General features: G+C 72.7%; 19 protein-coding genes. 15 read left to right on the top strand and 4 right to left on the bottom strand.

Going from position 1 to position 22,580, the window contains the following annotated elements:
* Positions 1-31: 31 nt before the first annotated feature.
* Entirely contained in the window at positions 32-1,309 is a 1,278-nt protein-coding gene (locus tag ATK36_RS02035) for an FAD-binding protein (protein WP_281258987.1), read from the top strand.
* A 55-nt stretch (positions 1,310-1,364) separates the two neighbouring features.
* On the opposite strand, the gene ATK36_RS02030 is transcribed toward ATK36_RS02035, so the two are convergent.
* On the bottom strand, positions 1,365-2,723 hold the full coding sequence (locus ATK36_RS02030; protein ID WP_170069547.1) for an aminotransferase class I/II-fold pyridoxal phosphate-dependent enzyme: 1,359 nt from the start codon (positions 2,721-2,723) through the stop codon (positions 1,365-1,367).
* Between the two features lie 191 nt (positions 2,724-2,914).
* Between ATK36_RS02030 and ATK36_RS02025 the strand changes: the two genes are divergently transcribed.
* The 6 genes from ATK36_RS02025 to msrA all read left to right on the top strand — a co-directional run bounded on the left by ATK36_RS02025 (position 2,915) and on the right by msrA (position 8,298).
* The gene (locus ATK36_RS02025) at positions 2,915-3,760 is read left to right on the top strand and encodes an ABC transporter ATP-binding protein (protein ID WP_098509564.1); all 846 of its coding nucleotides are present in this window, start codon (positions 2,915-2,917) and stop codon (positions 3,758-3,760) included.
* 32 nt (positions 3,761-3,792) lie between these two features.
* Positions 3,793-4,797, top strand: a complete 1,005-nt coding sequence (locus ATK36_RS02020) for an ABC transporter substrate-binding protein (protein ID WP_098509563.1) — start codon at positions 3,793-3,795, stop codon at positions 4,795-4,797.
* On the top strand, positions 4,797-6,884 hold the full coding sequence (locus tag ATK36_RS02015; protein ID WP_098509562.1) for an iron ABC transporter permease: 2,088 nt from the start codon (positions 4,797-4,799) through the stop codon (positions 6,882-6,884). The genes ATK36_RS02020 and ATK36_RS02015 overlap by 1 nt, the downstream gene beginning before the upstream one ends.
* Complete coding sequence (locus ATK36_RS02010) at positions 6,851-7,234, top strand: GntR family transcriptional regulator (protein ID WP_245914189.1); 384 nt, start codon at positions 6,851-6,853, stop codon at positions 7,232-7,234. Before ATK36_RS02015 ends, ATK36_RS02010 begins: the two co-directional genes overlap by 34 nt.
* Positions 7,231-7,404, top strand: coding sequence for a hypothetical protein (locus ATK36_RS33165; protein WP_245914181.1), 174 nt, complete (start codon positions 7,231-7,233; stop codon positions 7,402-7,404). The genes ATK36_RS02010 and ATK36_RS33165 overlap by 4 nt, the downstream gene beginning before the upstream one ends.
* Before the next feature lie 387 nt (positions 7,405-7,791).
* Positions 7,792-8,298, top strand: a complete 507-nt coding sequence (gene msrA / locus ATK36_RS02005; RefSeq protein ID WP_098509561.1) for a peptide-methionine (S)-S-oxide reductase MsrA — start codon at positions 7,792-7,794, stop codon at positions 8,296-8,298.
* Between the two features lie 181 nt (positions 8,299-8,479).
* On the opposite strand, the gene ATK36_RS02000 is transcribed toward msrA, so the two are convergent.
* Complete coding sequence (locus tag ATK36_RS02000) at positions 8,480-10,855, bottom strand: MGDG synthase family glycosyltransferase (RefSeq protein WP_211291759.1); 2,376 nt, start codon at positions 10,853-10,855, stop codon at positions 8,480-8,482.
* Between the two features lie 132 nt (positions 10,856-10,987).
* Entirely contained in the window at positions 10,988-11,965 is a 978-nt protein-coding gene (locus tag ATK36_RS01995) for a DMT family transporter (RefSeq protein ID WP_170069546.1), read from the bottom strand.
* A gap of 110 nt (positions 11,966-12,075) precedes the next feature.
* Here ATK36_RS01995 and ATK36_RS01990 point away from each other — a divergent pair, with 110 nt between their 5' ends.
* Together ATK36_RS01990 and ATK36_RS01985 are read left to right on the top strand one after the other, a co-directional pair.
* The gene (locus ATK36_RS01990) at positions 12,076-12,741 is read left to right on the top strand and encodes a VC0807 family protein (RefSeq protein ID WP_098509560.1); all 666 of its coding nucleotides are present in this window, start codon (positions 12,076-12,078) and stop codon (positions 12,739-12,741) included.
* Positions 12,741-13,490 (top strand): SDR family NAD(P)-dependent oxidoreductase, encoded by a 750-nt coding sequence (locus tag ATK36_RS01985; protein ID WP_098509559.1) that lies wholly within the window; start codon positions 12,741-12,743, stop codon positions 13,488-13,490. Before ATK36_RS01990 ends, ATK36_RS01985 begins: the two co-directional genes overlap by 1 nt.
* Before the next feature lie 92 nt (positions 13,491-13,582).
* On the opposite strand, the gene ATK36_RS01980 is transcribed toward ATK36_RS01985, so the two are convergent.
* Positions 13,583-14,800, bottom strand: coding sequence for a PucR family transcriptional regulator (locus tag ATK36_RS01980; RefSeq protein WP_098509558.1), 1,218 nt, complete (start codon positions 14,798-14,800; stop codon positions 13,583-13,585).
* A 152-nt stretch (positions 14,801-14,952) separates the two neighbouring features.
* Here ATK36_RS01980 and hpnC point away from each other — a divergent pair, with 152 nt between their 5' ends.
* The 6 genes from hpnC (at position 14,953) to ispH (ending at position 22,580) form a co-directional block, all read left to right on the top strand.
* Entirely contained in the window at positions 14,953-15,825 is an 873-nt protein-coding gene (gene hpnC / locus ATK36_RS01975; RefSeq protein WP_098509557.1) for a squalene synthase HpnC, read from the top strand.
* Positions 15,822-16,682: a presqualene diphosphate synthase HpnD gene (gene hpnD, locus ATK36_RS01970; protein WP_170069545.1), complete on the top strand. Its 861-nt coding sequence runs from the start codon at positions 15,822-15,824 to the stop codon at positions 16,680-16,682. Before hpnC ends, hpnD begins: the two co-directional genes overlap by 4 nt.
* 97 nt (positions 16,683-16,779) lie before the next feature.
* Positions 16,780-18,132, top strand: a complete 1,353-nt coding sequence (hpnE, locus tag ATK36_RS01965; protein WP_098509555.1) for a hydroxysqualene dehydroxylase HpnE — start codon at positions 16,780-16,782, stop codon at positions 18,130-18,132.
* The gene (locus tag ATK36_RS01960) at positions 18,129-19,163 is read left to right on the top strand and encodes a polyprenyl synthetase family protein (protein WP_098509554.1); all 1,035 of its coding nucleotides are present in this window, start codon (positions 18,129-18,131) and stop codon (positions 19,161-19,163) included. Before hpnE ends, ATK36_RS01960 begins: the two co-directional genes overlap by 4 nt.
* A 55-nt stretch (positions 19,164-19,218) precedes the next feature.
* Positions 19,219-21,123, top strand: coding sequence for a squalene--hopene cyclase (shc, locus tag ATK36_RS01955; RefSeq protein WP_098509553.1), 1,905 nt, complete (start codon positions 19,219-19,221; stop codon positions 21,121-21,123).
* On the top strand, positions 21,123-22,580 hold the full coding sequence (gene ispH, locus ATK36_RS01950) for a 4-hydroxy-3-methylbut-2-enyl diphosphate reductase (RefSeq protein ID WP_098510272.1): 1,458 nt from the start codon (positions 21,123-21,125) through the stop codon (positions 22,578-22,580). Before shc ends, ispH begins: the two co-directional genes overlap by 1 nt.

Here is a 22,580-nt window from a genome sequence, read left to right as displayed (position 1 = left end):
GGTAATGATCGGCACAGTAAGCTCGGCTCTCGTGATCGACGACGCGCGTGCCACCCGGACGAACTGGGCCGGGAACCTCACCTACCGGGCCCGCGAGATCCGCACTCCACGCACCGTCGAAGAGGCCCGGGAACTGGTCGCGCGGGCTCCCCGGGTCAAGGCGCTCGGCAGCCGGCACTCCTTCAACGCAGTGGCCGACAGCCCGGACGGCCTCCAGCTCGACCTGAGCGCGCTCGACGTGCCCACGACGATCGATCCGGCCGCCGCCAGCGTCACCCTCGGCGGCGGGGTCCGCTACGGCGATGTGGTGAAGCAACTCGACGAAGCGGGCTTCGCGCTGGCGAACCTCGCGTCCCTGCCGCACATCACGGTGGCGGGCAGCGTCGCGACCGGTACGCACGGCTCCGGGCAGCACCAGCCCGGTCTCGCCTCCGCGGTGTCCGCGGTCGAACTGCTCACCGCGGACGGCGAGCTGCGCACGTTCAGCCGTACCGGCGACCCGGACGTCTTCCCCGGCCTGGTCGTGAACGCTGGCGCGCTCGGCGTGCTCACCCGGCTCACACTCGACCTGGAACCGGCGTTCCAGGTAAGGCAAGACGCGTTCGACGCGCTTCCGTGGCAGGCCGCGATCGAGCATTTCGACGAGATCCAGGCGGCCGGGTACAGCGTCAGCATGTTCACCAACTGGGCACGCGACGTCGTCGACCAGGTGGTACTGAAGAACCGCGTGCCCGCCGAAGTACCCCGCACCCTCTTCGGCGCCGTCCCCGCCGACGGACCCCGGCACCCGGCACACGCCGCGGGCATATCCGCGGAGAACACCACCGTGCAAGGCGGCGTACCCGGCCCGTGGTATGACCGGCTGCCCCATTTCCGCGTCGGCTTCGCCCCGAGCGTCGGCGCGGAACTGCAGAGCGAATACTTCGTCCCCCGGGCATCCGCCGCAGCCGTTTTCGAGGCCCTGCGCGGAATCGGCGACCGGATCGCGGAACTCGCACTGGTCTCGGAAATCCGCACCCTGGCCGCCGACGACCTGTGGCTGAGCCCCGGCTACCGCAGCGACCGCGTGGCCCTGCACTTCACCTGGCGCCCCCGACAGCCGGAAGTCGAAGCCCTGCTGCCGCTGATGGAGGAACGACTCGCCCCGTTCGCCGTCCGCGCGCACTGGGGCAAGCTGGTGCACGGCAAGCCGCTCGAACCGGGGCACCGTGGATTGCCGAAGTTCCGGGAGCTGGCCGGGCGGCTCGATCCGGCGGGGAAGTTCCGTAATCCGTTCCTGGATTGGGCGTTGTTCGATACGCAGGGCTGAGCCGGAGTCCACAGCGTCAGTCCACAGTGTAATTCCACAATGTCACTCCGCAGCGTCACTCCACGCTGGAAATCCGGCCCCGGTGCACGGCACGCCCGATCATCCGGGCCAGATCCGCCACCAGCGCCGGGTCGTCCGGAAGCTGCCCGGTCGCCACGCGCAGATGCGGCGGACCTGAAGCCGGATAACATCGCCGGCCCTCGCCGGCCGAAATGCCCTTGGCCGCCAAGGCGATCAGGGTGCGGGACTCCTCGGCGACCGGGATCCACAGCCCGAGACCGTCTCGGCCGAAGGCGGGAATGCCCTGTTCGCGCAAGGCATCCGACAGAGCGGTGCGGCGCTGGGCGTAGCGGTGGGCGGCGCGGTGGAGCAGGACGGCGGTGCCCGGATCGGTGAGCAGGAACGCCTGCGCGTTCTGCAGGATGCGGCTCGACCAGCCGGGGCCGCGATGCCGGCGCACCTGGTCGATCAGTGTGGCCGGGCCGCCGAGCACGCAGCTGCGCAGCTCCGGGCCGAACGCGGTGCAGTACGAGCGTACGTGCAGCACCCGGCCGGGCAGGTGCGCGCCGAGGCTGACTGGGGGTGCGGTGGCCAGCGGGCCGAGATCGTCGTCCTCGATTACGGCGAGGTCCTCTTCGGACAGGACTGCGGCGAGGTCGGCGATGCGCTGTGGCGGCACCGAATGCCCGAGCGGGATTTGCGCGCGGGTCTGGTAGATGAACGCGACCGGGCGGTGTGTGGCGAGCACGGCGGCCAGTGCGGCGGGCTGTGGGCCGTCGTCGTCGCAGGGCACGCCGACGACGTGGATCCGGGAGTTGCGGAGAAGGTCCAGCAGCCACGGGGCGGTCGGCGTTTCGAGCGCGACGGTATCCCCGGGGCGCGCCACGGCCTGGCAGGCCAGCAGCATCCCGTCGTGCCCGCCGGCCGCGATCGTCCATGACTCGGCCGGGAAAGGCCAGTCCGAGCGGACCGCGGACCGCAGCCGGGCGGTGAGCACGTCGTGGCCGCCGGGACGTTCGGTGCGCACCCCGGCGGCCACGGCGTCCTCCAGCGGGGGCAGCAGGACCGGATCGGGCAGCCCGTGTTCCAGATCCACGGCCGGCCATCCGGAGAACACTCCGCCGGGCGCCGGGGCGGCCGGGGGTTCGAGCACGATCGTGCCCCGGCGTCGGCCGGTGCCGATCAGGCCCGCGGTGCGCAGCTGCGACCACGCCTCGGCAATGGTCGTGGGGCTGACCGAAAGCTCCGCGGCGAGCGCCCGCACGGTGGGCAGCCGCGTGCCGGGCGGCACCTGACCATCGCGGATCAGGCCGGAGACCGTGCTCGCCACGCCACGCGCGGTGCGCTCGCCGATCCGGGCGACGAGCCAGCCCGGCCCGATCGGCGGAGTCGTCGCGAGTTCGCCAATGGCCACGCACCGGCTCCCCTCGTCCGGTCGGTTCCTGTCGGGTTCCGAAGCTAGGACGGGAATCGGACGCGGCCAAGGCGTTTCACATCCTGGTGCGCCGCCCGCCGCCAGCCGGTACAAACCGGTCCCCGGTGAGCTGCGCCACCGACGGCCGCGCGGACTGCACAAACCGGAACTGTCAGGTTAGGCTAACCTTCATGTCGCTTCCCCGGCCGGACGCACCGACGCTCACCGGTACCGCCCTGACCCTCGGGTACGGCGCGGATCCGGTGGTACGGGACGCGGGGGTCGCCCTGCGTCCCGGCGCGGTCACCGTCCTCATCGGCCCGAACGGATCGGGCAAGTCCACCCTGCTGCGCGCGCTGGCCCGGCTGCACCGGCCGGAGTCGGGCTCGGTCACCGTGCCGGGCTCCGGCGACGCCGAGGTCGACGCGCGTGCCTTGTCCGCCAAGGAGTTCGCCCGGCGCGTGAGCATGCTGACCCAGTCCCGGCCCACCCCCGGCGGGGTGCGCGTGCGCGACGTGGTCGGCTACGGCCGGCATCCGCACCGCGGCCGCTTCGGCTCCGGCGATCCGGAGGGACCCGCGGTGGTGGCGCGGGCGATGCGGCTCACCGGCGTCGCCGCGATGGCCGCCCGGCCGGTCGGCGAGCTTTCCGGAGGGGAACTGCAGCGGGTCTGGCTCGCCACCTGCTTCGCGCAGGACACCGGCGTGATGCTGCTCGACGAGCCGACCACCTTCCTGGACCTGCGCTACCAGATCGAGACCCTCGACCTGGTCCGCGACCTCGCCGACGAACACGGCGTCGCGGTCGGCGTGGTACTGCACGATCTCGACCAGGCAGCCGCCGTCGCCGACCGGATCGTGCTGCTCTCCCGCGGCGTCGTGCGGGCCGACGGCCGCCCGGACGAGGTGCTCACCCCGGAGCTGCTCACCGAGGTCTACGGCCTGCGCATCGAGGTGTACCCGGACGAGAGCGGGCACGTGCGCACCCGGCCGATCGGCAGGCACACCACCCGGACCCGTACGGCCCGCTCCGCCTGAACGCGCTCCCCCCACCGGAAGAAGGAAGATCCGTGTCCCCACATCCCCGTTCCCCCCGCAGGCCGCTCGTGAAGGCCGCCGCGGCCGCGCTGGCCGTGCTGTTCGCCTCGGCCTGCGGCACCACCGAGGCCCCGGCGGACGCCGCGGCCACCACCGCCGCGAAACCGTCCGGCCCGGTCACCGTCACCGACGAACGCGGGCAGGTGCGCCTGCCCGCGCCCGCGGCGAAGGTGGTCTCCCTGGAATGGGGCCTGACCGAGAACCTGCTGGCACTGGGCGTGCAACCGATCGGCGCGGCCGACGTGAAGAACTACAACGTCTACGACAAGGTCGCCCCGCTGCCCGAGTCCACTCCGGACGTGGGCACCCGCGGCGAGCCGAGCACCGACGCGATCGTCGCGCTGCACCCGGACCTGGTGGTCACCACCACCGACCTGCCGGAGAGCGTGATCGCGCAGATCGCCGGAAAGGTGCCGGTGCTCGCGCTGAAGGGCTCGGACGCGGCGGATCCGATCGGCTACCTGCGCCGCACCGTGACCACACTGGCCGAGGCGACCGGAACGCAGCAGCAGGGCGGGAAACTGCTGGCCGACTTCGACGCGAAGGTGGCCGGCGGGAAGGACAGGCTCGCCAAGGCGGGCAAGACCGGGGCGCCGTTCACTATGGCGGACGGCTATGCGACCTCCGGCACCGTCACCGTCCGCATGTACACGCCGGGTTCGTTCCTCGGCGGGGTGGCGAAGGAACTCGGGCTGGCCAACCAGTGGACCGGCGGCGGTGACAAGACCTACGGCCTGGCCTCCACCGACGTCGAGGGCCTGACCAAGATCACCGACCCGGCGACGACGTTCGTGTACGCGGCCAGCGACAGCGAAGGCGACGTGTTCAAAATGGACCTCGCGGACAACGCGGTGTGGAAGCAGCAGGCGTTCGTGAAGGCCGGGCACGTGCACCGGATTCCGGACGGTATCTGGATGTTCGGTGGCCCGAAGTCGGCGTCCGCGTATGTGGATGCGGTCGTCGACGCACTGTCCTGATGACTGTTTCGCTGCAGTCGCCGGAAAAGCCCGCGGCGCCCGCTCGGCTCCGCCTGGGCGCGCCGGTGGTGTTCACGGCCGGGATCGTCGCGCTGGTCGTACTGTCCACAGTGCACTTACTGCAGGGCACCTCGCAGATCGGCGTCGGCGAGCTGCTGCGCGCGATCCTGCCCGGCTCGGGCGGCGACGAACGCGCGCAGGCCGTGGCAGTGCTGGTGGCGAGCCGCCTGCCCCGGCTCGCCGCCGCGCTGCTGGTCGGGCTGGCGCTCGGGTTTTCCGGCTGTGTCCTGCAATCCGTCGCACGCAACCCGCTAACCTCGCCGGACACGCTGGCGGTCAACGCGGGTTCGTACGTCACGGTGGTCGCGGTCTCCGCGTTCGGCGTCTCCCTGCCGTTCTACTTCAACGGCTCGGTCGCCTTCCTCGGCGGCCTGGCGGCGGCGGGGCTCGTGCTGCTCGTGGCACGGGGCGGCGGGGGCAGCCCGGCCCGGCTGGTGCTCGCGGGTTCGGCGATCGCGCTCGCACTCAACGCGCTCACCTCGGTGCTGCTGATGCTGTTCCAGCAGAAGACGACCGGACTGTTCGCCTGGGGCAGCGGCACGACCGTCCAATCCGGACTGCGGCAGGTTTCGCTTGCGGCGCCGGTGATCGCGGTCGCGGTGCTCGGCACGCTGCTGCTGGCGCGCCGGCTCGACGTGCTCGGGCTCGGCGACGACCAGGCCCGCGTGCTGGGCATCGACGTGGCCCGCACTCGTCTCGTCGCGGTCACGCTCGCGGTGCTGCTCGCGGCGATCTCGGTGACCGTCGCCGGGCCGATCGGGTTCGCCGGGCTGTGCGCACCGGTGATCGCGCGGCTCGTCGCCGACCGCGTGCCCGGGCTCGGGCGGCATCCGCTGCTGCTACCGCTCGCTGGGCTGGCCGGCGCACTCGTCGTGGTCACCGCGGACGTGCTGCTGCGCGCCCTGGTCCCGGCGGACCTCGCGACCGCGGTACCGACCGGCGTGGTCACCTCGCTGGCCGGCGGCATCGTGCTGGTGTGGCTGGCCCGTCGCCGGCTCACCGGCGACGCCGGCGCGCCGAGCGCGCACGGCACTGTCCGCTCGGGCCGCTGGGTCGCGGCGACCGGGATCGTGCTCGCGATCGCGGTGGCCGGTGCGTTCGTCGCGGCGCTGCTGCTCGGCGATCGGCTCGTGCTGCTCGGTGACGTGGTGAACTGGTGGCGCGGGCTTTCCGGCACCGAGGTGAGCTTCGTCCTGGACCTGCGCTGGCCACGGGTGCTGGCCGCGCTGCTCGGCGGAGCGGCGCTCGCCGTCGCGGGCGCGATCGTGCAAGCGGTCGCCCGGAACCCGCTCGCCGAACCGGGACTGCTGGGGGTCACCCCAGGGGCGAGCGTCGGCGCGATCTCCGTCGTGCTCCTGGTACCGGGCGTCGGGATCTGGCCGGTGATGGGTGCGGCCACCACGGCGGCGCTGCTGACCTTCGCACTGGTGTACCGGCTCGCGGCGGGACGACGGGCGTCCTCGGAACGGCTCGTGCTCATCGGCATCGGGATGAGCACCGCAGCTACCGCGATCACCACGATGATCGCGGTACTTGGCTCGCCGTGGAACACGAATCTCGCGCTCGCCTGGCTCTCCGGGTCGACCTACGGCCGGGAACTCGGGCAGATCGTGCCGGTCGCGCTGTACCTGCTGCTGGCGGTGCCGCTGGCCCTGTCCGGATCGCGGACGCTGGATCTGCTCGCGCTCGACGAAGATGTGCCGCGGGTGCTGGGCGTGCCGATGGAACGGGCGCGGCTCGGCTTGGTCACGCTGGCGGCGCTGCTGACCGCGGCCGCGGCGTGCGCCGTGGGTGCGCTCGGGTTCGTCGGCCTGGTCGCCCCGCACGCGGCGCGAGCGCTCGTGGGGTCGCGGCACGCCCGGGTCCTGCCGGTGGCCGCCGCACTCGGCGCGGTCCTGGTGAGCGTCGCCGACACGCTGGGCCGCACCGTGCTCGCGCCGTCGCAGGTGGCCGCGGGACTGGTGACCGCACTGATCGGCGCGCCGTACTTCGGGTGGCTGCTCTGGCGGAGCCGGGCACTGCGCTGAACTCCTCGGACAAGCTGAGGAGCAGGCTCGCCGGCATGTCCTCCGCGGTCCACCGGCACCCGCTCGCCGCGCAGGCTGCCGAGCATCTGTTGGCCCGGGTGCGGGCGGGCGAATGGCCGCTCGGGCACAAGCTGCCCGGCGAGACCACGTCGGCCGCCCAACTCGGCGTCGGCCGCTCGACGCTGCGCGAAGCGATCCGCGAGCCAGCGGGCAAATGGCCGCTCAGGCACAAGCCGCCCAGCGAGACCACGCCAGCCGCACAACTCAGCATCGGCCGCTCGACGCAGCACGAAGCGATCCGGCGGGCAAGGGTGTGCTCGATTCCCGGCAGGGCGCAGGCGTGTTCGTGACCGCGCTGGACGTGCCCGAGGAATGGGACGCCGTGCTGCGCCGCGCTTCGATCGTCTCCGTGCTCGAAGCGCGGATCGCCATCGAGGCGGAGGCCGCCGCGCTCGCCGCGCAGCACAACGGCCGGTGGAGTGCCCGCGCCGCCCGCCGCGGCGTGGAGGGGGTCGCTTGAGCCGACAGCCGGACCCGCTCGGCCCCCAGGGTGTCGGCAAAGTCGGTGTGAGGGGCCCTGCGCAGACCGCGGAGGTCTGTGAAGGTCCGTGAAGGTCCGTGGAGGTCTGTGAGTCCGTGAAGGGCCCCTTCACAGATCCGGGACAGGTCCGGCGCACACCACGAGGTGGTCGCGCACGTCGAACACCTCCGCTACGCCTGCTGCCGGGCGTGATCGACGAAGAGGGCAGGCGCCGTCGATGATGACGCGGCAGCCACGGCTCACTCTGTTGATCACGGGGCCTCGACCAACTTTGCCGGGACCCTGCGCTCGGCCCCCAGGAATAGACCCGGACGGGATACTGTCGTACCCGACGTAGTTGCAGTCCGATCCGAACAGGAGACGATCATGGCGACCGAGAAGGCGCTGCTGGCCGGCGGATGTTTCTGGGGGATGGAGGAGCTGTTCCGCCACCAGCCCGGCGTCACCGCCACCCGGGTCGGCTACAGCGGGGGCGACACGCCGAACGCCACCTACCGCAACCACGGCTCGCACGCCGAGGCGATCGAAGTCACCTACGACCCGGAGCGCACCGATTTCCGTGCGCTGCTGGAGTTCTTCTTCCAGGTGCACGACCCGAGCACTAAAGACCGGCAGGGCAACGACCTCGGCCCCAGCTACCGGTCGGCGATCTTCTACACCACCGAAGAGCAGAAGAAGATCGCCGAGGACACCATCGCCGACGTCGACGCGTCCGGGCTCTGGCCCGGCAAGGTCGTCACCGAACTGACCCCGGCGGGCGCCTTCTGGGAGGCCGAGCCGGAGCACCAGGACTACCTCCAGCGCTACCCGCGGGGCTACACCTGCCACTTCCCCCGGCCCGGCTGGAAACTGCCGAAGCGGGAAACCGCCTGAGCCTGCCCGGCCAGACGGCGCGGAGACCGGCCGGATCGAGCCCGTGCCCGTCGCACGTCCGCGCCATCCTCGGCGCGAGACCATTGTGGACAGTCCGCCAAGTCTGCCCGGGAATTGGCCTTCACAGCACCCGAACCCGAACCCCGAGCCCGGGCGGCGGGACGAGCCACCGAACGAAAACTCACCTGGGCACCCGGCTGAACGCCTCCACCACCCCACCGGCCAGCCGGTCCCCCCGCGCCGCCTGCTCGACCGGGACCGTCACGCACACCGTGAACCGGTCCGCCCACGTCATCACCCCGATCGCGACCGGGACGCCGGGGGCCAGGGACAGCACCGGATACACCGTCCGCACCCGCGCGCCGTTGAGCACGACCAGTGAACGCGCGCCGGGCAGCACCGAGGCCAGCGCGCTGAACCAGGTGCCCCGGTAGACGAGCCGGGCCAGACGGTGGTGCAGCCAGGGCGGGAAGATGCCCAGCACCCGCACCACAGCGTGACCCGCCTTCGGTGCCCCGCGGCCGACCTGGGCGGCCAGCAGCTCCCGGGTCTGGCGGATCCGGTCCGGCAGCGGCATCGCGCCGGTCGGCAGGTCCACCGAAGCCGCGCCGGTGTGGTTGCCCGGTTGCCGGATCGTGCCGGTGTCCCGGATCGACATCGGGATCAGCACCCGCATCCGCGCCGGGGCGCGCTCCCCCAGTTCACGGTGCAGTGCCTCCGCGACCAGGGCCAGGACGAGGTCCGTGGTCGGCACGCCGATCCGCCGCGCCGCCGCCCGGACGTCCGGCGCGTGCAGGTGCGCACGGGCGAAATGCCGCTGCGGGCCGTCGATCCGCGTCTCCCAGCGCACCTGGGACGCGGGTCCGGCCTTGGCCAGCGCCCACATCCCGCGGGCCAGCTCGCCGGCTTCACGCCTTCGTACAGCGGAGAAAACGTTGTCCCGTAAGGAAAATCGACGGTCCGGAGACGGCGGGGCGAGGACGGTCTTGCCCCGCGTCCGGCCGACCAGCGCGGCGATCACCGCGATGCCGTCGCTGGCCGCGTGGTGCAGTGCGACCAGCAACGCACCCTGCCCACCTTCGATCCCGGTGACGAGCCGGGCGCGGACCGGGTGCTCGGGCGTGACCGCGACCGAGAAGAACTCGTCCATCGCCTCCGTGACCGAAGTTTCCAGATCCGCGTCCGGACCGGTTTCGACGTGGTCGAGCACGTCGGCCGCGGTCCGGGCCCGGGCCTCCTGCCACTTCGGCCGCCACAGGCCGGTTCCGGGCAGCAGCCGCGTGTGCAGACCGGGTGTCGCGGAGACCAGATACTCGGCGTCGGCCAGGGTCACCGGGGAGCCGTCCGGCTTCGGGTCGAACAGGAGCACCGCGCCGGCCTGTTGCGGCACCTCGCGCGTGGCCGCGTGCACGAACAACGCGTCTTCCGGGCGCAGCCGCCGGGTCGCCCCGTTGTGCGGGCCCTCGACGAGCGATTCCAGCGCCGTCACGATCGGAACGGCCGTCTCGCCGTGCCGGATCGCGTTCTCCACCATCGTCTTCAGCCGGGCGGGCTCGGCGATCAGGGAGCGCACCACGGCCGCCAGCTCACCGTCCTTTTCGGACCGCAGAGTGAACCCGGCGGCGGCCATCACCTCGGCGCTCGCCTTGCCGTGCGCGGCGATCGCACGGTGGATCAGCACCGGCCGCCCGCAGGCCAGCGCCTCCATCGCGGTGACCCCGCCGTTGTTGGTCACCAGCACGTCGGAGGCGAGCACGTACGATTCCGGCTCGTCGGTCCAGCCGACGACGCACAGCCGCGGCTCGCCCCAGGCGCGCAGCCGTTCGGCCAGCGCCTCGTTGCGCCCGCAGATGGCCACCGGCCGCACCGCCGGGTCCGCGTCGAGCAGCTCCAGCGCCGCCGCCTCGACCGCGCCGAACCCGAGCGAGCCGCACGAGATCACCACCACGAACTTGTCCGGCGGCAGGCCCAGCCGCTGCCGGGCGGCGGCCCGGTCGCCCGGCCGGAACTCCGCGCGCACCGGCGGCACGGACACCGCGACCCGCGCGGCCGGGCAGGATTCCAGCGCCTGCCGCACCGCGATCTCGTGCATCACCATGGTGAGGTCGACCGAGCGGTAGACCCAGAACGGATGCGGCGCGAAGTCCGGTACCCACGCCCCGATCGGCGCCGAGAGCCGGCCGCTGCGGCGCAACCAGGCCAGCCCCGCCGTCGCCATCGGATACGTGGAGAGCACCAGCTCGGGCGCGAACCGCGCGACCGACCGGGCGAGCCGCCGTCCGCACCACTGGCCGACCACCCACCGCGACACCGCGGCGAACCACGGCAGCCGCCAGATCGCGCGATAGAAGAACTCGTACAGCCACGGCGTGGTCTCCACGTTCGCCACATACAGCCGGCGCAGCAGCGGAGCCATCCCGGGACCGAGCAGGTCCAGCAGGTCGATCCACTCGATGGTGGCCCCCGGCCACCGCTCCCGCACGCCGCTCTCCAGCACCCGCGCCGTGGCGTTGTGCCCTTGCCCCATGTTCGCGGAGACGATCAGTACGCGTTCCACCGCGCCCCTTTCACCCAGCAACGGACGGCTGATGACCAGTCCAGGTCCGTGAAGGGGCCCTTCACGGACTCTGATTCCGTGAAGGGCCCCTTCACAGCTTCTCCACAAGGCGGGCGAAGGAAGCACACGGCGTCAGCAGCTGGATCCGGCGAGACCGTAGCCGTCGCCGGAGCCCGGCCCCGGTCCGCGGTGCTCGGACTCGGCGGCTTCCCCCGATCCGGCGACGGGTTCGGCCGACAGGTGCGAGGCCCGGGTGGACAGCATCACGATCCCGATCACGATGACCAGCCCGCCGAGGGCCTCGCCGAACAGCGCGAGCGGGGTGCCGTTGGCGGATTCGCCCATCCAGGACAGTCCGATCGCGACCCCGACCAGCGGATCCAGCGCGGTGATGACGGCCAGCGCCGGGGTGAGGAACCGGCCCTGCTGGAACGTGTTCTGGCTGAGCAGGAACCCGATCGGGCCGATCACGCACACCAGATACAGCGTCCAGTGCCGGAACGGCTCCCCGGCCCCGATCCGGAACTGGTTCGCGACCACCTTCATCAGGCCGGCGGTCAGGCCGTAGAGCACCCCGGTGGCCACCGCGAGACCCAGCACCCGCAGCGAGGCGGACCGGCTGAACGCGCCGAACCCGAGGCCGAGCAGGGTGAGCACGGCCAGTACGAAGCCCAGCGGCAGGAGCGCGGCCCCGGTGACCAGCGTGGCGCCGTTGCCGCTGGGCCGGGCCACGACCAGCAGCCCGGCGAGCCCGGCCACGCACAGCAGGGCGCCGAAGGTCATCATCCGGTCCGGGCGGCGCCGCTCCAGCCGGGCCGAGGCGAACCCGGCGAACATCAGCGAGGTCACCAGCAACGGCTGGACCAGCAGCAACGGCCCGTAGGCCAGGGCGACCAGCTGCAGGACCAGCCCCAGCACCGTGCCCGCGATGCCGATCAGCCACAGCGGCCGCCCGACGAGCCGGCGGAACAGCGTGAGGTCCAGCGGTCCCCCGGCCTCCACCTCCTTGGTGGCCCTGGCCTGGGCGGCGCTCGCGAGCCCCATGCACACCGCGCCGAGCACCGCGGCGGGGACGGCCACGAACAGCGATACCCCCGTGGCAGCGGTCATGGCACCCTCACCTCACATCATTCCCATCCGCCGTGTTTATGCTGTTGGCAGCCCGCAGGCCGCGGCAGGGGACCCGGTCGACCCGGTACCGGAGGACGAGAAGCGACCCTATGCGACACCACCTGACGATCGACCTGCCTTCTTTCCGCAATCTGGTGGTCGGCGGGGGCCGGCATCTGCTGGAGTCGGCGCTGGTCCCGGCCGGCCTGTTCTACCTCCTGCTCACGCTGGTCAGTTTCGATTCCGGGGTGATCGCCGCCCTGTGCTGGTCGGTGACCGTGCTCACCACCCGGCTGGTGCTGCGCAAACCGGTGCCCGTGGTGCTGCTGCTGACCACCGGGCTGCTGGTCGCGCGGACCGTGCTGGGCCTGGCGACCGGCAGCACGTTCCTGTACTTCCTGCAGCCCACGCTGCAGAACTTCGTGGTCGCCTGCCTGTTCCTGGTCTCCGCGCCGTTCAACAAGCCGCTGCTGGCCCGGCTGGCCGGCGAGTTCTGCTCGTTCCCGGACACGCTGTCGGGCCACCCCGGCATGCGGCGGTTCTTCCAGCGGCTGTCCCTGCTCTGGGCGCTGGTCTTCGCGGTCAACGGCGGGGTCACCCTCCTGCTGCTCGCGAAGGCCACCGTCGGCGACTTCCTCATGGTCAGCACGGCCGGCTCGTACAGCCTGGTCGGGCTGACCATCCTCGGCTCGCTCTGGTGGTTCCGGCGTTCGCTGCGTTCGGCGGGCATCGTGCTGCGGATGGGCCGCCGTCCCACGGCCGCGCCGGCGGGCTGATGCCCGGGTTCGGCACCGCGCTGGTCACAGGCGCCTCGTCCGGGATCGGTGCGGCCACCGCCCGGCTGCTCGCCGCCGGCGGTACGCGCGTCCTGCTGCACGGCCGCGATCGGGAACGGCTCGGCGCGCTCGCCGCGGAGACCGGCGGGGCCGCCCTGCCCGCGGACCTCGCGGATCCGGAGCAGCGCTGCCGGCTCGCAGAGCGGCTCGCCGCCGAGGAGCTGGATCTGCTGGTGCACAACGCGGGGCTCGGCTGGGCCGGGCCGCTGCCCGAGCTGCCCGCCGAACGGCTCACCCGGCTGATGGCGGTCAACCTGACGGCGCCGCTGGAGCTGACCAGGGCGCTGCTGCCGGCGATGCTGGCGCGCGGGCGTGGCAGGATCGTGTTCGTCACCTCGATCGCCGGACGCACCGGCGTCGCGGGCGAAGCGGTGTACGCGGCAACGAAGGCCGGCCTCGACGCCTTCGCCGAAAGCCTCCGGTTCGAACTCCACGGCACCGGGATCGGCGTCGGCGTGGTAGTCCCGGGCGTGGTCCGTACGGAGTTCTTCACCCGCCGTGGCAAGCCCTACACCCGTAGTACGCCCCGGCCGGTGAGCGCCGGACGGGTCGCCGCCGCCGTGGTCCGGGCCGCGGAGCGGCCCGGTGACTACTACGTGCCGCGGTGGCTGCGCGTCCCGGTCGCGCTGCGCGGCGTGGTGCCCGGCGCGTATCGCGCGCTCGCGACGCGCTTCGGGGCAGAAAGCTGACCGGTCCACTGCACCTCCTCCCGCGACGCCGGCCCGGACGTTCTCGAACCTAGTTCTGCCAATCTCTCCGGGCATCAGGGTTATTCCCGACCTCACCCCGGATCTCCCGGTTCCGCCGGATCGCCCGTCTCCCCGGGCGCGCCCCAGGCCAAGGCGAGCAGCAGGGTGGCCCGCGAGGCAGGGTCGTCGAGTGCGGGCCCGAACAGCTCGTGCAGCCGGCCGAGCCGGTAGGACACGGTCTGCGGGTGGATGTGCAGGTCCTCGGCCACCGCCTTGCGGTCACCCAGATGGAGCAGCCACGAGGTGAGCGTGGTGGACAGCCGGGCGCGCGAGGAGTCGTTCAGCTTCGCGAGCGGGGCCAGCACCCGCAGGCGCAGCGCGTCGAGCAGCCGGTCGTCGCGGTGCACGATGACCGCGTCGAGGTGCTCGTCGGCGAACACCGGATCGTCGCTGAGCAGGTGGTCGCGGCGCAGCCGGGCGGTCACCTCGGCGATCCGCAGGCTGGCCGGCAGCCGGTCCACCGGGACCTCGGCACCGACCACCGCGCCCGCCCCGCGCAGCGCCCCGGCCAGCCACGCGCGCCGCCCGGGTCCGCCGGGGTCGGGCACGATGGTGACCAGCAGGCCCGGCCGGCGCAGCCGCAGGCAGGTGTCGTCCAGCCGGGACACCAGCTCCCGGCCGAGCTCGTTCTCGTCCTCCACCAGCACCACCGCGGCCTGGCGCGGCAGCCGCCAGGCGGCGCGGGCCGCGGCGGCCCGGACGGCGGCCATGTCCGCGCGGTCGGACAGCAGCAGCTCGGTCAGCTCGTCCCGGAGCCGTTCCCTGACCCGCACGCCGTCGGACTGCTCCAGCAGATACCCGCGCAGCGAGGATTCGGAAAGCTGGTCCACCAGGGCGAACACGGTGGTGGCCAGCGAGGCGAACAGCTCGGCCTCCACCTCCAGCCCCAGCGCCGCCTCCGAGACGTGCCGCCAGGCCACCCGCGCGCCCACCCGATAGGCGGACAGCAGACTGGTCACCGGGCGGCCCTGCCGGTACTGGGTGCGGCCGATCTCCTCGAACACCACCTGCTCCACACCGGAGCCGAGCCCCGGCAGATCCTGCTCGGGCTCCTCGGCGGCCAGCGCGATCAGCCGCCGCACGAACCCGGCGCTCGCGGTGATGATCTCGGCCAGTTCCTCGGTCAGGAACTCCGCGTAGTCCGGGTGCTGATCGACGAGCTGATCGCGCACCTCGTCGAGGATCGCCGGCAGCCGCCGGGTCACGACGACTTCCAGCTCGTCCAGCCGGGTCACCTGATCAGGTCCCATTTCGTCCGGCCCTCCCTCCGTCACCGCCTGCCGATCCGCGAGTCCACGCGCCTATCCTCACCCCACTTTGTCGTCTCGTGCCAAGTCGAACCCCCCAAAATTCTCCATCCGGTTGCAGAAGCCGCCCATCCGGGCGGACCAGACTAACCTCGATGACACGCACTTCACCTGGCCGTCACAGCCCGGAAGGAGCCGGTCTGCGGGCGAAGCGGCACGCGGAGAACTTCCCGGTCGCGCTGCGGATCCTGCCGCGGCCGCTGCGGGCGGACCTGGTCGCGGTCTACGGCGTCGCGCGCACCGTCGACGATCTGGGGGACGAAGCCGAGGGCGAGCGCGGCGCCGGGCTGGAGGCCTACCGCGCGGAGCTGTCCGCGACGTTCGCCGGCGCCGAACCAGCCGACCCGGCGCTGCGCGCGCTGGTCCCGGCGATCCGCGGCGGTCGGGTCGAGCAGGCCCCGTTCCGGCACCTGATCGAGGCGAATCTGCAGGACCAGCGCGTAAAACGCTATGCGGATTACGCCGGGCTGCGCGAGTACTGCCGGCTTTCCGCGGATCCGGTGGGCCGGATCGTACTGTCGCTTCTGGACGTCCGCGACGAGTCCGCGGCCCGGCTGTCCGACCGGATCTGCACCGGGCTGCAGCTGGTGGAGCACTGGCAGGACGTCGGCGAGGACTACCGCAACGGGCGGATCTACCTGCCACAGGAGGATCTTGCCGCGTTCGGGGTCGCGGAACGGGAGCTGGCCGCGGCGCACGCATCGCCGCGGCTGAAGGAACTGATGCGCTGGGAGACCGACCGCGCAGCCGCCCTGCTGGGCAGCGGCGCGGAGCTGATCGGGCGGCTGTCCGGCTGGGGACGGCTCGCGGTGAGCGGCTTCCTCGCCGGCGGGCTCGCGGCGGTGGACGCTTTGCGCGACAGCCGCGGGGACGTGCTCGGCCGGCCGGTCCGCCCGAGCCGCGCGGGGGTACTGGGATGGCTGGGGTGGCTCCAGGTGAGCGCGAGGACGGAGAGGCGGTCCGGATGACGACGGTCGAAGACGCGTACGCGCACTGCACGCGGATCACCCGGGAGCAGGCGCGCAATTTCCATTACGGCATCCGGCTCCTGCCGCCGGCCAAGCGGTCCGCGTTGTGCGCGGTGTACGCGCTCGCCCGGATCATCGACGACATCGGCGACGACCTCGCGCGGTCGTCCGAGGCGAAGCTGCAGGGCCTGGCCGAGGTCCGGAAATCGCTCGCCGAGCTGTCCACCAGCACCGACCCGGTGTACGTCGCGGTCGCCGACGCGGCCCGCCGCCACCCGATTCCGCTCGGTGCGTTCGAGGAGCTGCTCGACGGGGTCGAGATGGACGTGACCGGCCGTGAATACGTGCGGTTCGAGGAGCTGGTGGAGTACTGTCGCTGCGTGGCGGGCTCAGTCGGGCGGCTGTGCCTCGGCGTGTTCGGCAGCCGCCCGGACGCGGCCGCCCCCGGCTACGCCGACGAGTTGGGAATAGCCTTGCAGCAGACCAACATTCTGCGCGACATCCGGGAGGATCTGCGCAACGGCCGGGTGTATCTGCCCAAAGAGGACCTGAACCGGTTCGGTGTGGAGCTGGCGATCGGCGCGGACGGGAACCTGGCCGATCCGGGTGGCGGGCTCACCGCGCTGATCCACGACAGTGCCGCGCGGGCACGGGACTGGTACACGCGCGGGCTGCGCCTCGTGCCGTTCCTCGACCGCCGCAGCGCCGCCTGCTGCACGGCGATGTCGGGGATCTACCGCACCCTGCTCGACCGGATCGACGAGCAGCCGTCCCGGGTGTTCGATCGGCGGCTTTCCTTGTCCGGCCGGGAAAAGGCCGTGGTGGCGGCGCGGGCGCTCACGGGGATCGGGCGATGACCGCGGCCCGGCGGGAGGCTTCTCGCGGAGGCGGCCGGACCGTCGCCGGTGCGCCGTCCATTGCGGACACCGAGCCGCTCGCTCCCGCGGAGGCGGCGTGACCACCGCGGTCGCCGTGGTCGGTGGCGGGCTCGCCGGGATCGCCACCGCGCTCGCCTGCGCCGACGCCGGGCGGCCGGTCACGCTGTTCGAGGCGCGGCCGCAGCTGGGCGGGCTGACCCATTCGTTCCGCCGCGGCGACCTGCATGTGGACAACGGCCAGCACGTGTTCCTGCGCTGCTGCACCGCCTATCTGGCGCTGCTGGAACGACTCCGTGTCGCCGACAAGGTGCTGCTGCAGCCCCGGCTGGAAATCCCCATCCGCGTCCCGGGCGCCGCCGGCGCGACCTGGCTGCGCCGTGGTGCGCTGCCCGCACCGCTGCACCTGGCCGGTTCGCTGGCGCGCTACGACCCGTTGCGCCCGCTGGACCGGGCCCGGTTCGCCCTCGCCGCGCTCGCGTTGCGGCGGGTGGATCCGACCGACGACCGCACCGATCGCCAGTCGTTCGGCGACTGGCTGCGCCGGCACGGGCAGAGCGCGTCGGCCATCGAAGCGCTGTGGGACCTCGTGGGCGTGGCGACGCTGAACGCGACCGCCGACGAAGCCTCGCTGAGTCTCGCCGCGACGGTCTTCCAGGAGGGCCTGCTGACCGATCCCGCCGCGGCCGACATCGGCTGGTCGCTGGTGCCGCTGACGGAGTTGCACGGCGAACCGGCGCTCGCCCGGCTCATCGAAGCCGGCGCCACTGTCCACACCGGCACGAAGGTCCGGGAGCTGGCCCCCGACGGGGATTCCTGGCAGATCCGCACGGACCACGCGGTGGAGGAGTTCGCCCAGGTCGTCCTCGCCACGCCGCCGCCGGTCACCGAGCGGCTCGCCCCGGCGGGCGCGATCCGGCTGCCCCCGGGCTGGTCCGGCGGGCTGGGCAGCTCCCCGATCGTCAACGTGCACGTGGTGCTGGACCGGAAGGTGCTCGCCGAGCCGTTCGTGGCCGGGGTGCGCACGCCGGTGCAGTGGGTGTTCGACCGCACCCGTCAGTCCGGGTTGGACACCGGCCAGTACCTGGCGATGTCGCTGTCCGCCGCGGACGCGGAGATCGACCTGCCGTCCGCGGCCCTGCGGGCCCGGCTGCTGCCCGAGCTCACCGGCCTGCTCCCGGAAGCCGCGCACGCGGAGGTGCTCGACTTCTTCGTCACCCGCGAGCGGCACGCGACCTTCCGGCCCGGACCGGGGACCGCTTCGCTGCGCCCGCCCGCGGTGACCGCGGCGGACGGGCTGTATCTGGCCGGTGCGTGGACCGCGACCGGCTGGCCCGCGACGATGGAGGGTGCCGCCCGCAGTGGTGTCGCCGCGGCTTCTGCCCTCCTGGAGCAGAACGTGCCCGAGAAGAAGGAGGGAGTCGGAGCATGACCACCACCATGGGCTCCGCGGCTGCCACGGGGGTTCCCGGGATACTGGGACGGGCACGCGACCTCGTGCAACCCGCGTTGCGAAAGGCCGTGGCACGGCTGGACGAATCCAGCCGCGCGCAGAGCGCCTACCATCTCGGCTGGACGGATCGCGACGGTGTGCCCGCGGCGGGCAACGGGGGCAAGGCGGTGCGTTCCGCGCTCGCCGTGGTGTCCGCCCAGGCCGCCGGCGCGGCCGTGGAGACCGGTGTGCCCGGAGCGGTCGCCGTCGAACTCGTGCACAATTTCTCGCTCGTCCACGACGATCTGATGGACGGCGACACCGAACGGCGGCACCGGGCCACGGTGTGGTCGCTGTGGGGCGCGCCGAGCGCGATCCTGACCGGCGACGCGATGCTCGCGCTCGCGCTGGAAGTGGTGCTGGACAGCGGTTCCCCGCACACCGTGCCCGCCGCGCGGCTGCTGACCGAGACCACCCGGCGGCTGATCGAAGGCCAGGCGCTCGACATCGCGTTCGAGGAGCGCGACGACGTCGCGGTCGCCGAATGCGTGGCGATGGCCGGGGGCAAGACCGGGGCACTGCTGTCGGCGAGCGCCGCGATCGGTGCGGTGCTCGCCGGGGCCGGCCAAGAGGTGGTCAGCGCGCTGACGGTGTTCGGCGAGGAGATCGGCCTGGCCTTCCAGCTCGTGGACGACGTACTCGGGATCTGGGGCGACCCGGCGGTGACCGGCAAGCCCGTGTACTCCGATCTGCACGCGGGCAAGAAATCCCTGCCGGTCACGTACGCCACCACTCACGGTGGCGCGCCCGGACGGGAGCTGGCCGAGTGGCTCGCCGCGCCGGAGCCCTCGGACGAGGCCGAGCTGGCCCGGGTGGCCGCGCTGGTCGCCGCGGCGGGCGGCCGGGAATGGGCCGTCGCCGAGGCCGCACACCGGCTCGCCGCCGCCGAGCAGGCACTCGCCCCGATCCCGGCCGGACCCCGCGCCGACCTCATCGACATCGCCCGGTTCATCGTGCACCGGGAGGCGTGATGCCCCTTCCGGAACTGCCCCACCACGCCCGTTTCTTCCTGCGCCGGGAGGCCCGATGACCCAGACCGTGCCCGAACCGGCCGTCGTCGCGCAGGCGGCTCCCGAATCGGCGCTGACCGCCGCGATCGGCTTCCTGCGCCGGGAGCAGCACCCGGCGGGCTGGTGGAAGGGCGAGCTGGCGACGAACGTCACGATGGACGCCGAAGACCTGCTGCTGCGGCAGTTCCTCGGCATCCTGACCCCGCAGGTGGCGCAGGAGTCCGCCCGGTGGATCCGCTCGCAACAGCGGGCGGACGGCACCTGGGCGAACTTCCCCGGCGGCCCGGCCGACCTGTCCACCACGGTCGAGGCGTGGGCGGCGCTGCGGCTGGCCGGTGACCCGGCGGACGCGCCGTGGCTGGCCACGGCGGCGGAGTACATCCGCGGGCACGGCGGGCTGGAGGGCACCCGGGTGTTCACCCGGATCTGGCTCGCGCTGTTCGGCCAGTGGTCCTGGGACGAGCTGCCGAACCTGCCCCCGGAGCTGATCTTCCTGCCGTCCTGGTTCCCGCTCAACGTCTACGATTTCGCCTGCTGGGCGCGGCAGACGATCGTGCCGCTGACCGTGGTCGGCACCCTGCGCCCGGTCCGCGGCCTGCCCTTCGACGTGGCCGAGCTGCGGATCGGTGAACATCCCGCGAAGACCCGTGCGCCGTGGACCTGGGACGGGGTGTTCCAGAATCTCGACACCGCGCTGCACGTCTACGCGAAGCTGCCGGTCAACCCGGTCCGGAAGGTCGCGCTGAAACAGGCCGCGGAGTGGATCCTGGCGCGGCAGGAGGCCGACGGGTCCTGGGGCGGCATCCAGCCGCCGTGGGTCTACTCGATCCTGGCGCTGCACCTGCTCGGTTACCCGCTCGATCATCCCGCCCTCAAGGCCGGCATCGAGGGGCTCGACGGGTTCACCATCCGCGAAGAGACCGAGCAGGGCTGGGTACGCCGCCTGGAAGCCTGCCAGTCGCCGGTGTGGGACACCGCGCTGGCGATGACCGCGCTGCTGGACGCGGGCGTCTCCCCCGGCGACGAAATGCTCGTCCGGGCGACGGATTGGGTGCTGGGCGAAGAGATCCGGGTGACCGGCGACTGGTCGGTGCGCCGCCCGCGGCTGGACCCCGGCGGGTTCGCCTTCGAGTTCGCCAACGACGGCTACCCCGACACCGACGACACCGCCGAAGTGGTGCTCGCCCTGCGCCGGATGGGCAAGCCCGACCACCTGCGGATCCGGGCGGCGGTGGACCGCAGCGTGCAGTGGCTGGAGGGCATGCAGTCGCGTGACGGCGGCTGGGGCGCCTTCGACGTGGACAACACCCAGGTGCTCGCCACGAAACTGCCGTTCTGCGATTTCGGCGCGGTGATCGACCCGCCGTCCGCGGACGTCACCGCGCACGTGGTGGAAATGCTTGCCGCGGAAGGAAAGACCGACACCCCGGCATGCCGCCGCGGGGTGCAGTGGATGCTGGACCACCAGGAGCCGGACGGCTCGTGGTTCGGCCGCTGGGGCACGAACTACGTGTACGGCACCGGTGCGGTGGTCCCCGCACTGGTGGATGCGGGCATCCCGGCCGACGACCCGCGGATCCGGCGCGCGGTGCGGTGGCTGGCCGAGCACCAGAACGCCGACGGCGGCTGGGGCGAGGACCTGCGGTCCTACCGGGATCCGGCCTGGGCCGGGCGGGGCGACTCCACGCCGTCGCAGACGGCGTGGGCCTTGCTCGCGCTGCTCGCGGCCGGGGAACGCGCATCCGAGGCGGTCACCCGGGGCGTGGCGTGGCTGTGCGAACGCCAGCGCCCGGACGGCGGCTGGGACGAGGACAAGCACACCGGCACCGGCTTTCCCGGCGACTTCTACCTGTCCTATCACCTGTACCGCGTGGTGTTCCCGCTGTCCGCGCTGGGCCGATACGTGCGGGGCGGGTCGTGATCCCGGCGGTGGTCTGCGCGCCGCTGCGGATCGAGCAGCTGGCGTTACGCGGCGCTGTCCACACCGGACTCGGGCCGCGGCGGGCCGCGGCCACCGCCGCCCGGCTGCCCGCCGGTCCCCGCCTCGTCGCCGGGCTCGGCGGCGGCCTCGCCACCCACGTGCGGCCCGGCGACCTGGTGGTCGCGACCGAAGTGCGCGGTCCACAGGGGACTGTCCCGGTGCCGTCCGCTCCGCTGCTCGCGAGCGAACTGCGCCGCCGCGGCCTCACTGTCCACACTGGACCCATCGTAGGCAGCGACCACGTCGTGCACGAGCGCGAGCGGGCCGAACTGGCGGAAACCGGGGCGCTGGCGGTCGACATGGAGTCACCATGGCTGGCCGCCCCCGAGGCACCCTTTGCCGCCGTCCGGGCCATTGTGGACACTGCGGGCGCGCCACTGCTCCGCCTCGCCACGGTCTCGAACGGGCTGGCCGGGCTGCGCAGTCTTCGCGCCGCCGCACCGGTTTCCACCGCGTGGCAACGGGCTGTGCGGTCCCGGGACATACTGCTGGCCGCTCCGCGTTCGTTCTGCGCCGGAGTGGAGCGGGCGATCGACATCGTGGAACGCGCGCTTGATCGGTTCGGCACGCCCGTTTACGTGCGTCGCCAGATCGTGCACAACACCCAGGTGGTCCGCCGCCTCCAAGAGCGCGGCGCGGTGTTCGTGGACGAGGTCGGCGAAGTGCCCGAGGGCGCCACGCTGGTGTTCGCCGCGCACGGCGTCTCCCCCGCCGTCCGGCAAGAGGCAGCCGGGCGTGGGCTGTCGGTGATCGACGCGACCTGTCCCCTGGTCACCAAGGTGCACAACGAAGTCCGCCGCTACCACGAGCGCGGCGACACGGTCTTCCTGATCGGGCACGCCGAGCACGAAGAGGTGCAGGGCACCGTCGGCGAAGCGCCCGGCCATGTCGTGGTGGTCGACGACGTGGCGACCGCGCGCCGGGTCACCGCCCCGGACGCGAGCCGGGTCGCCTACACCATGCAGACCACGCTGGCGCTCGACGAGGCCGAGGAAATCGCTTCCGTGCTGCGCACACGGTTCCCCGGGCTGGCCGCGCCCCGCAAGGACGACATCTGCTACGCCACCACCAACCGCCAGGCCGCGCTGCGGGCGATCGCCCGCGAGGTGGATCTGGTGCTGGTGGTCGGCTCCACCACCTCGTCCAACTCACTCCGGCTCGTGGAGGTCGCCGGACGCGCGGGAACGCCCGCCGTCCTGGTGGACGACTGCGCGGACCTGGACTTGCACCGGCTGTCCGGCGTCGGCCGGATCGGCCTCACCGCGGGCGCTTCCGCTCCGCCCCACCTCGTGGACGAGGTGGTCGCGGCGCTGGGCGGGCTCGGACCGGTCACCGTCACCGAACGACGGCTGACCGAAGAGGAAACGACCTTCACCCTACCTCGGGAGGTGCGCTGA

Source organism: Amycolatopsis sulphurea, from assembly GCF_002564045.1.
Classification (GTDB): Bacteria; Actinomycetota; Actinomycetes; order Mycobacteriales; family Pseudonocardiaceae; genus Amycolatopsis; species Amycolatopsis sulphurea.
Note: the sequence above shows the minus strand (reverse complement) of the source record. Positions and strands in the feature narration are given on the sequence as shown.

What these genes read in the sequence shown, in the direction of transcription:
- hpnC (WP_098509557.1), top strand. Translation starts at nt 14,953, where the DNA reads ATGACACGCACTTCACCTGGCCGTCACAGCCCGGAAGGAGCCGGTCTG.
- ATK36_RS01995 (WP_170069546.1), bottom strand. Translation starts at nt 11,965, where the DNA reads ATGACCGCTGCCACGGGGGTATCGCTGTTCGTGGCCGTCCCCGCCGCG.
- hpnD (WP_170069545.1), top strand. Translation starts at nt 15,822, where the DNA reads ATGACGACGGTCGAAGACGCGTACGCGCACTGCACGCGGATCACCCGG.
- ATK36_RS01960 (WP_098509554.1), top strand. Translation starts at nt 18,129, where the DNA reads ATGACCACCACCATGGGCTCCGCGGCTGCCACGGGGGTTCCCGGGATA.
- shc (WP_098509553.1), top strand. Translation starts at nt 19,219, where the DNA reads ATGACCCAGACCGTGCCCGAACCGGCCGTCGTCGCGCAGGCGGCTCCC.
- ATK36_RS01980 (WP_098509558.1), bottom strand. Translation starts at nt 14,800, where the DNA reads ATGGGACCTGATCAGGTGACCCGGCTGGACGAGCTGGAAGTCGTCGTG.
- ATK36_RS01990 (WP_098509560.1), top strand. Translation starts at nt 12,076, where the DNA reads ATGCGACACCACCTGACGATCGACCTGCCTTCTTTCCGCAATCTGGTG.
- ATK36_RS02025 (WP_098509564.1), top strand. Translation starts at nt 2,915, where the DNA reads ATGTCGCTTCCCCGGCCGGACGCACCGACGCTCACCGGTACCGCCCTG.
- ATK36_RS01985 (WP_098509559.1), top strand. Translation starts at nt 12,741, where the DNA reads ATGCCCGGGTTCGGCACCGCGCTGGTCACAGGCGCCTCGTCCGGGATC.
- msrA (WP_098509561.1), top strand. Translation starts at nt 7,792, where the DNA reads ATGGCGACCGAGAAGGCGCTGCTGGCCGGCGGATGTTTCTGGGGGATG.
- ATK36_RS02015 (WP_098509562.1), top strand. Translation starts at nt 4,797, where the DNA reads ATGACTGTTTCGCTGCAGTCGCCGGAAAAGCCCGCGGCGCCCGCTCGG.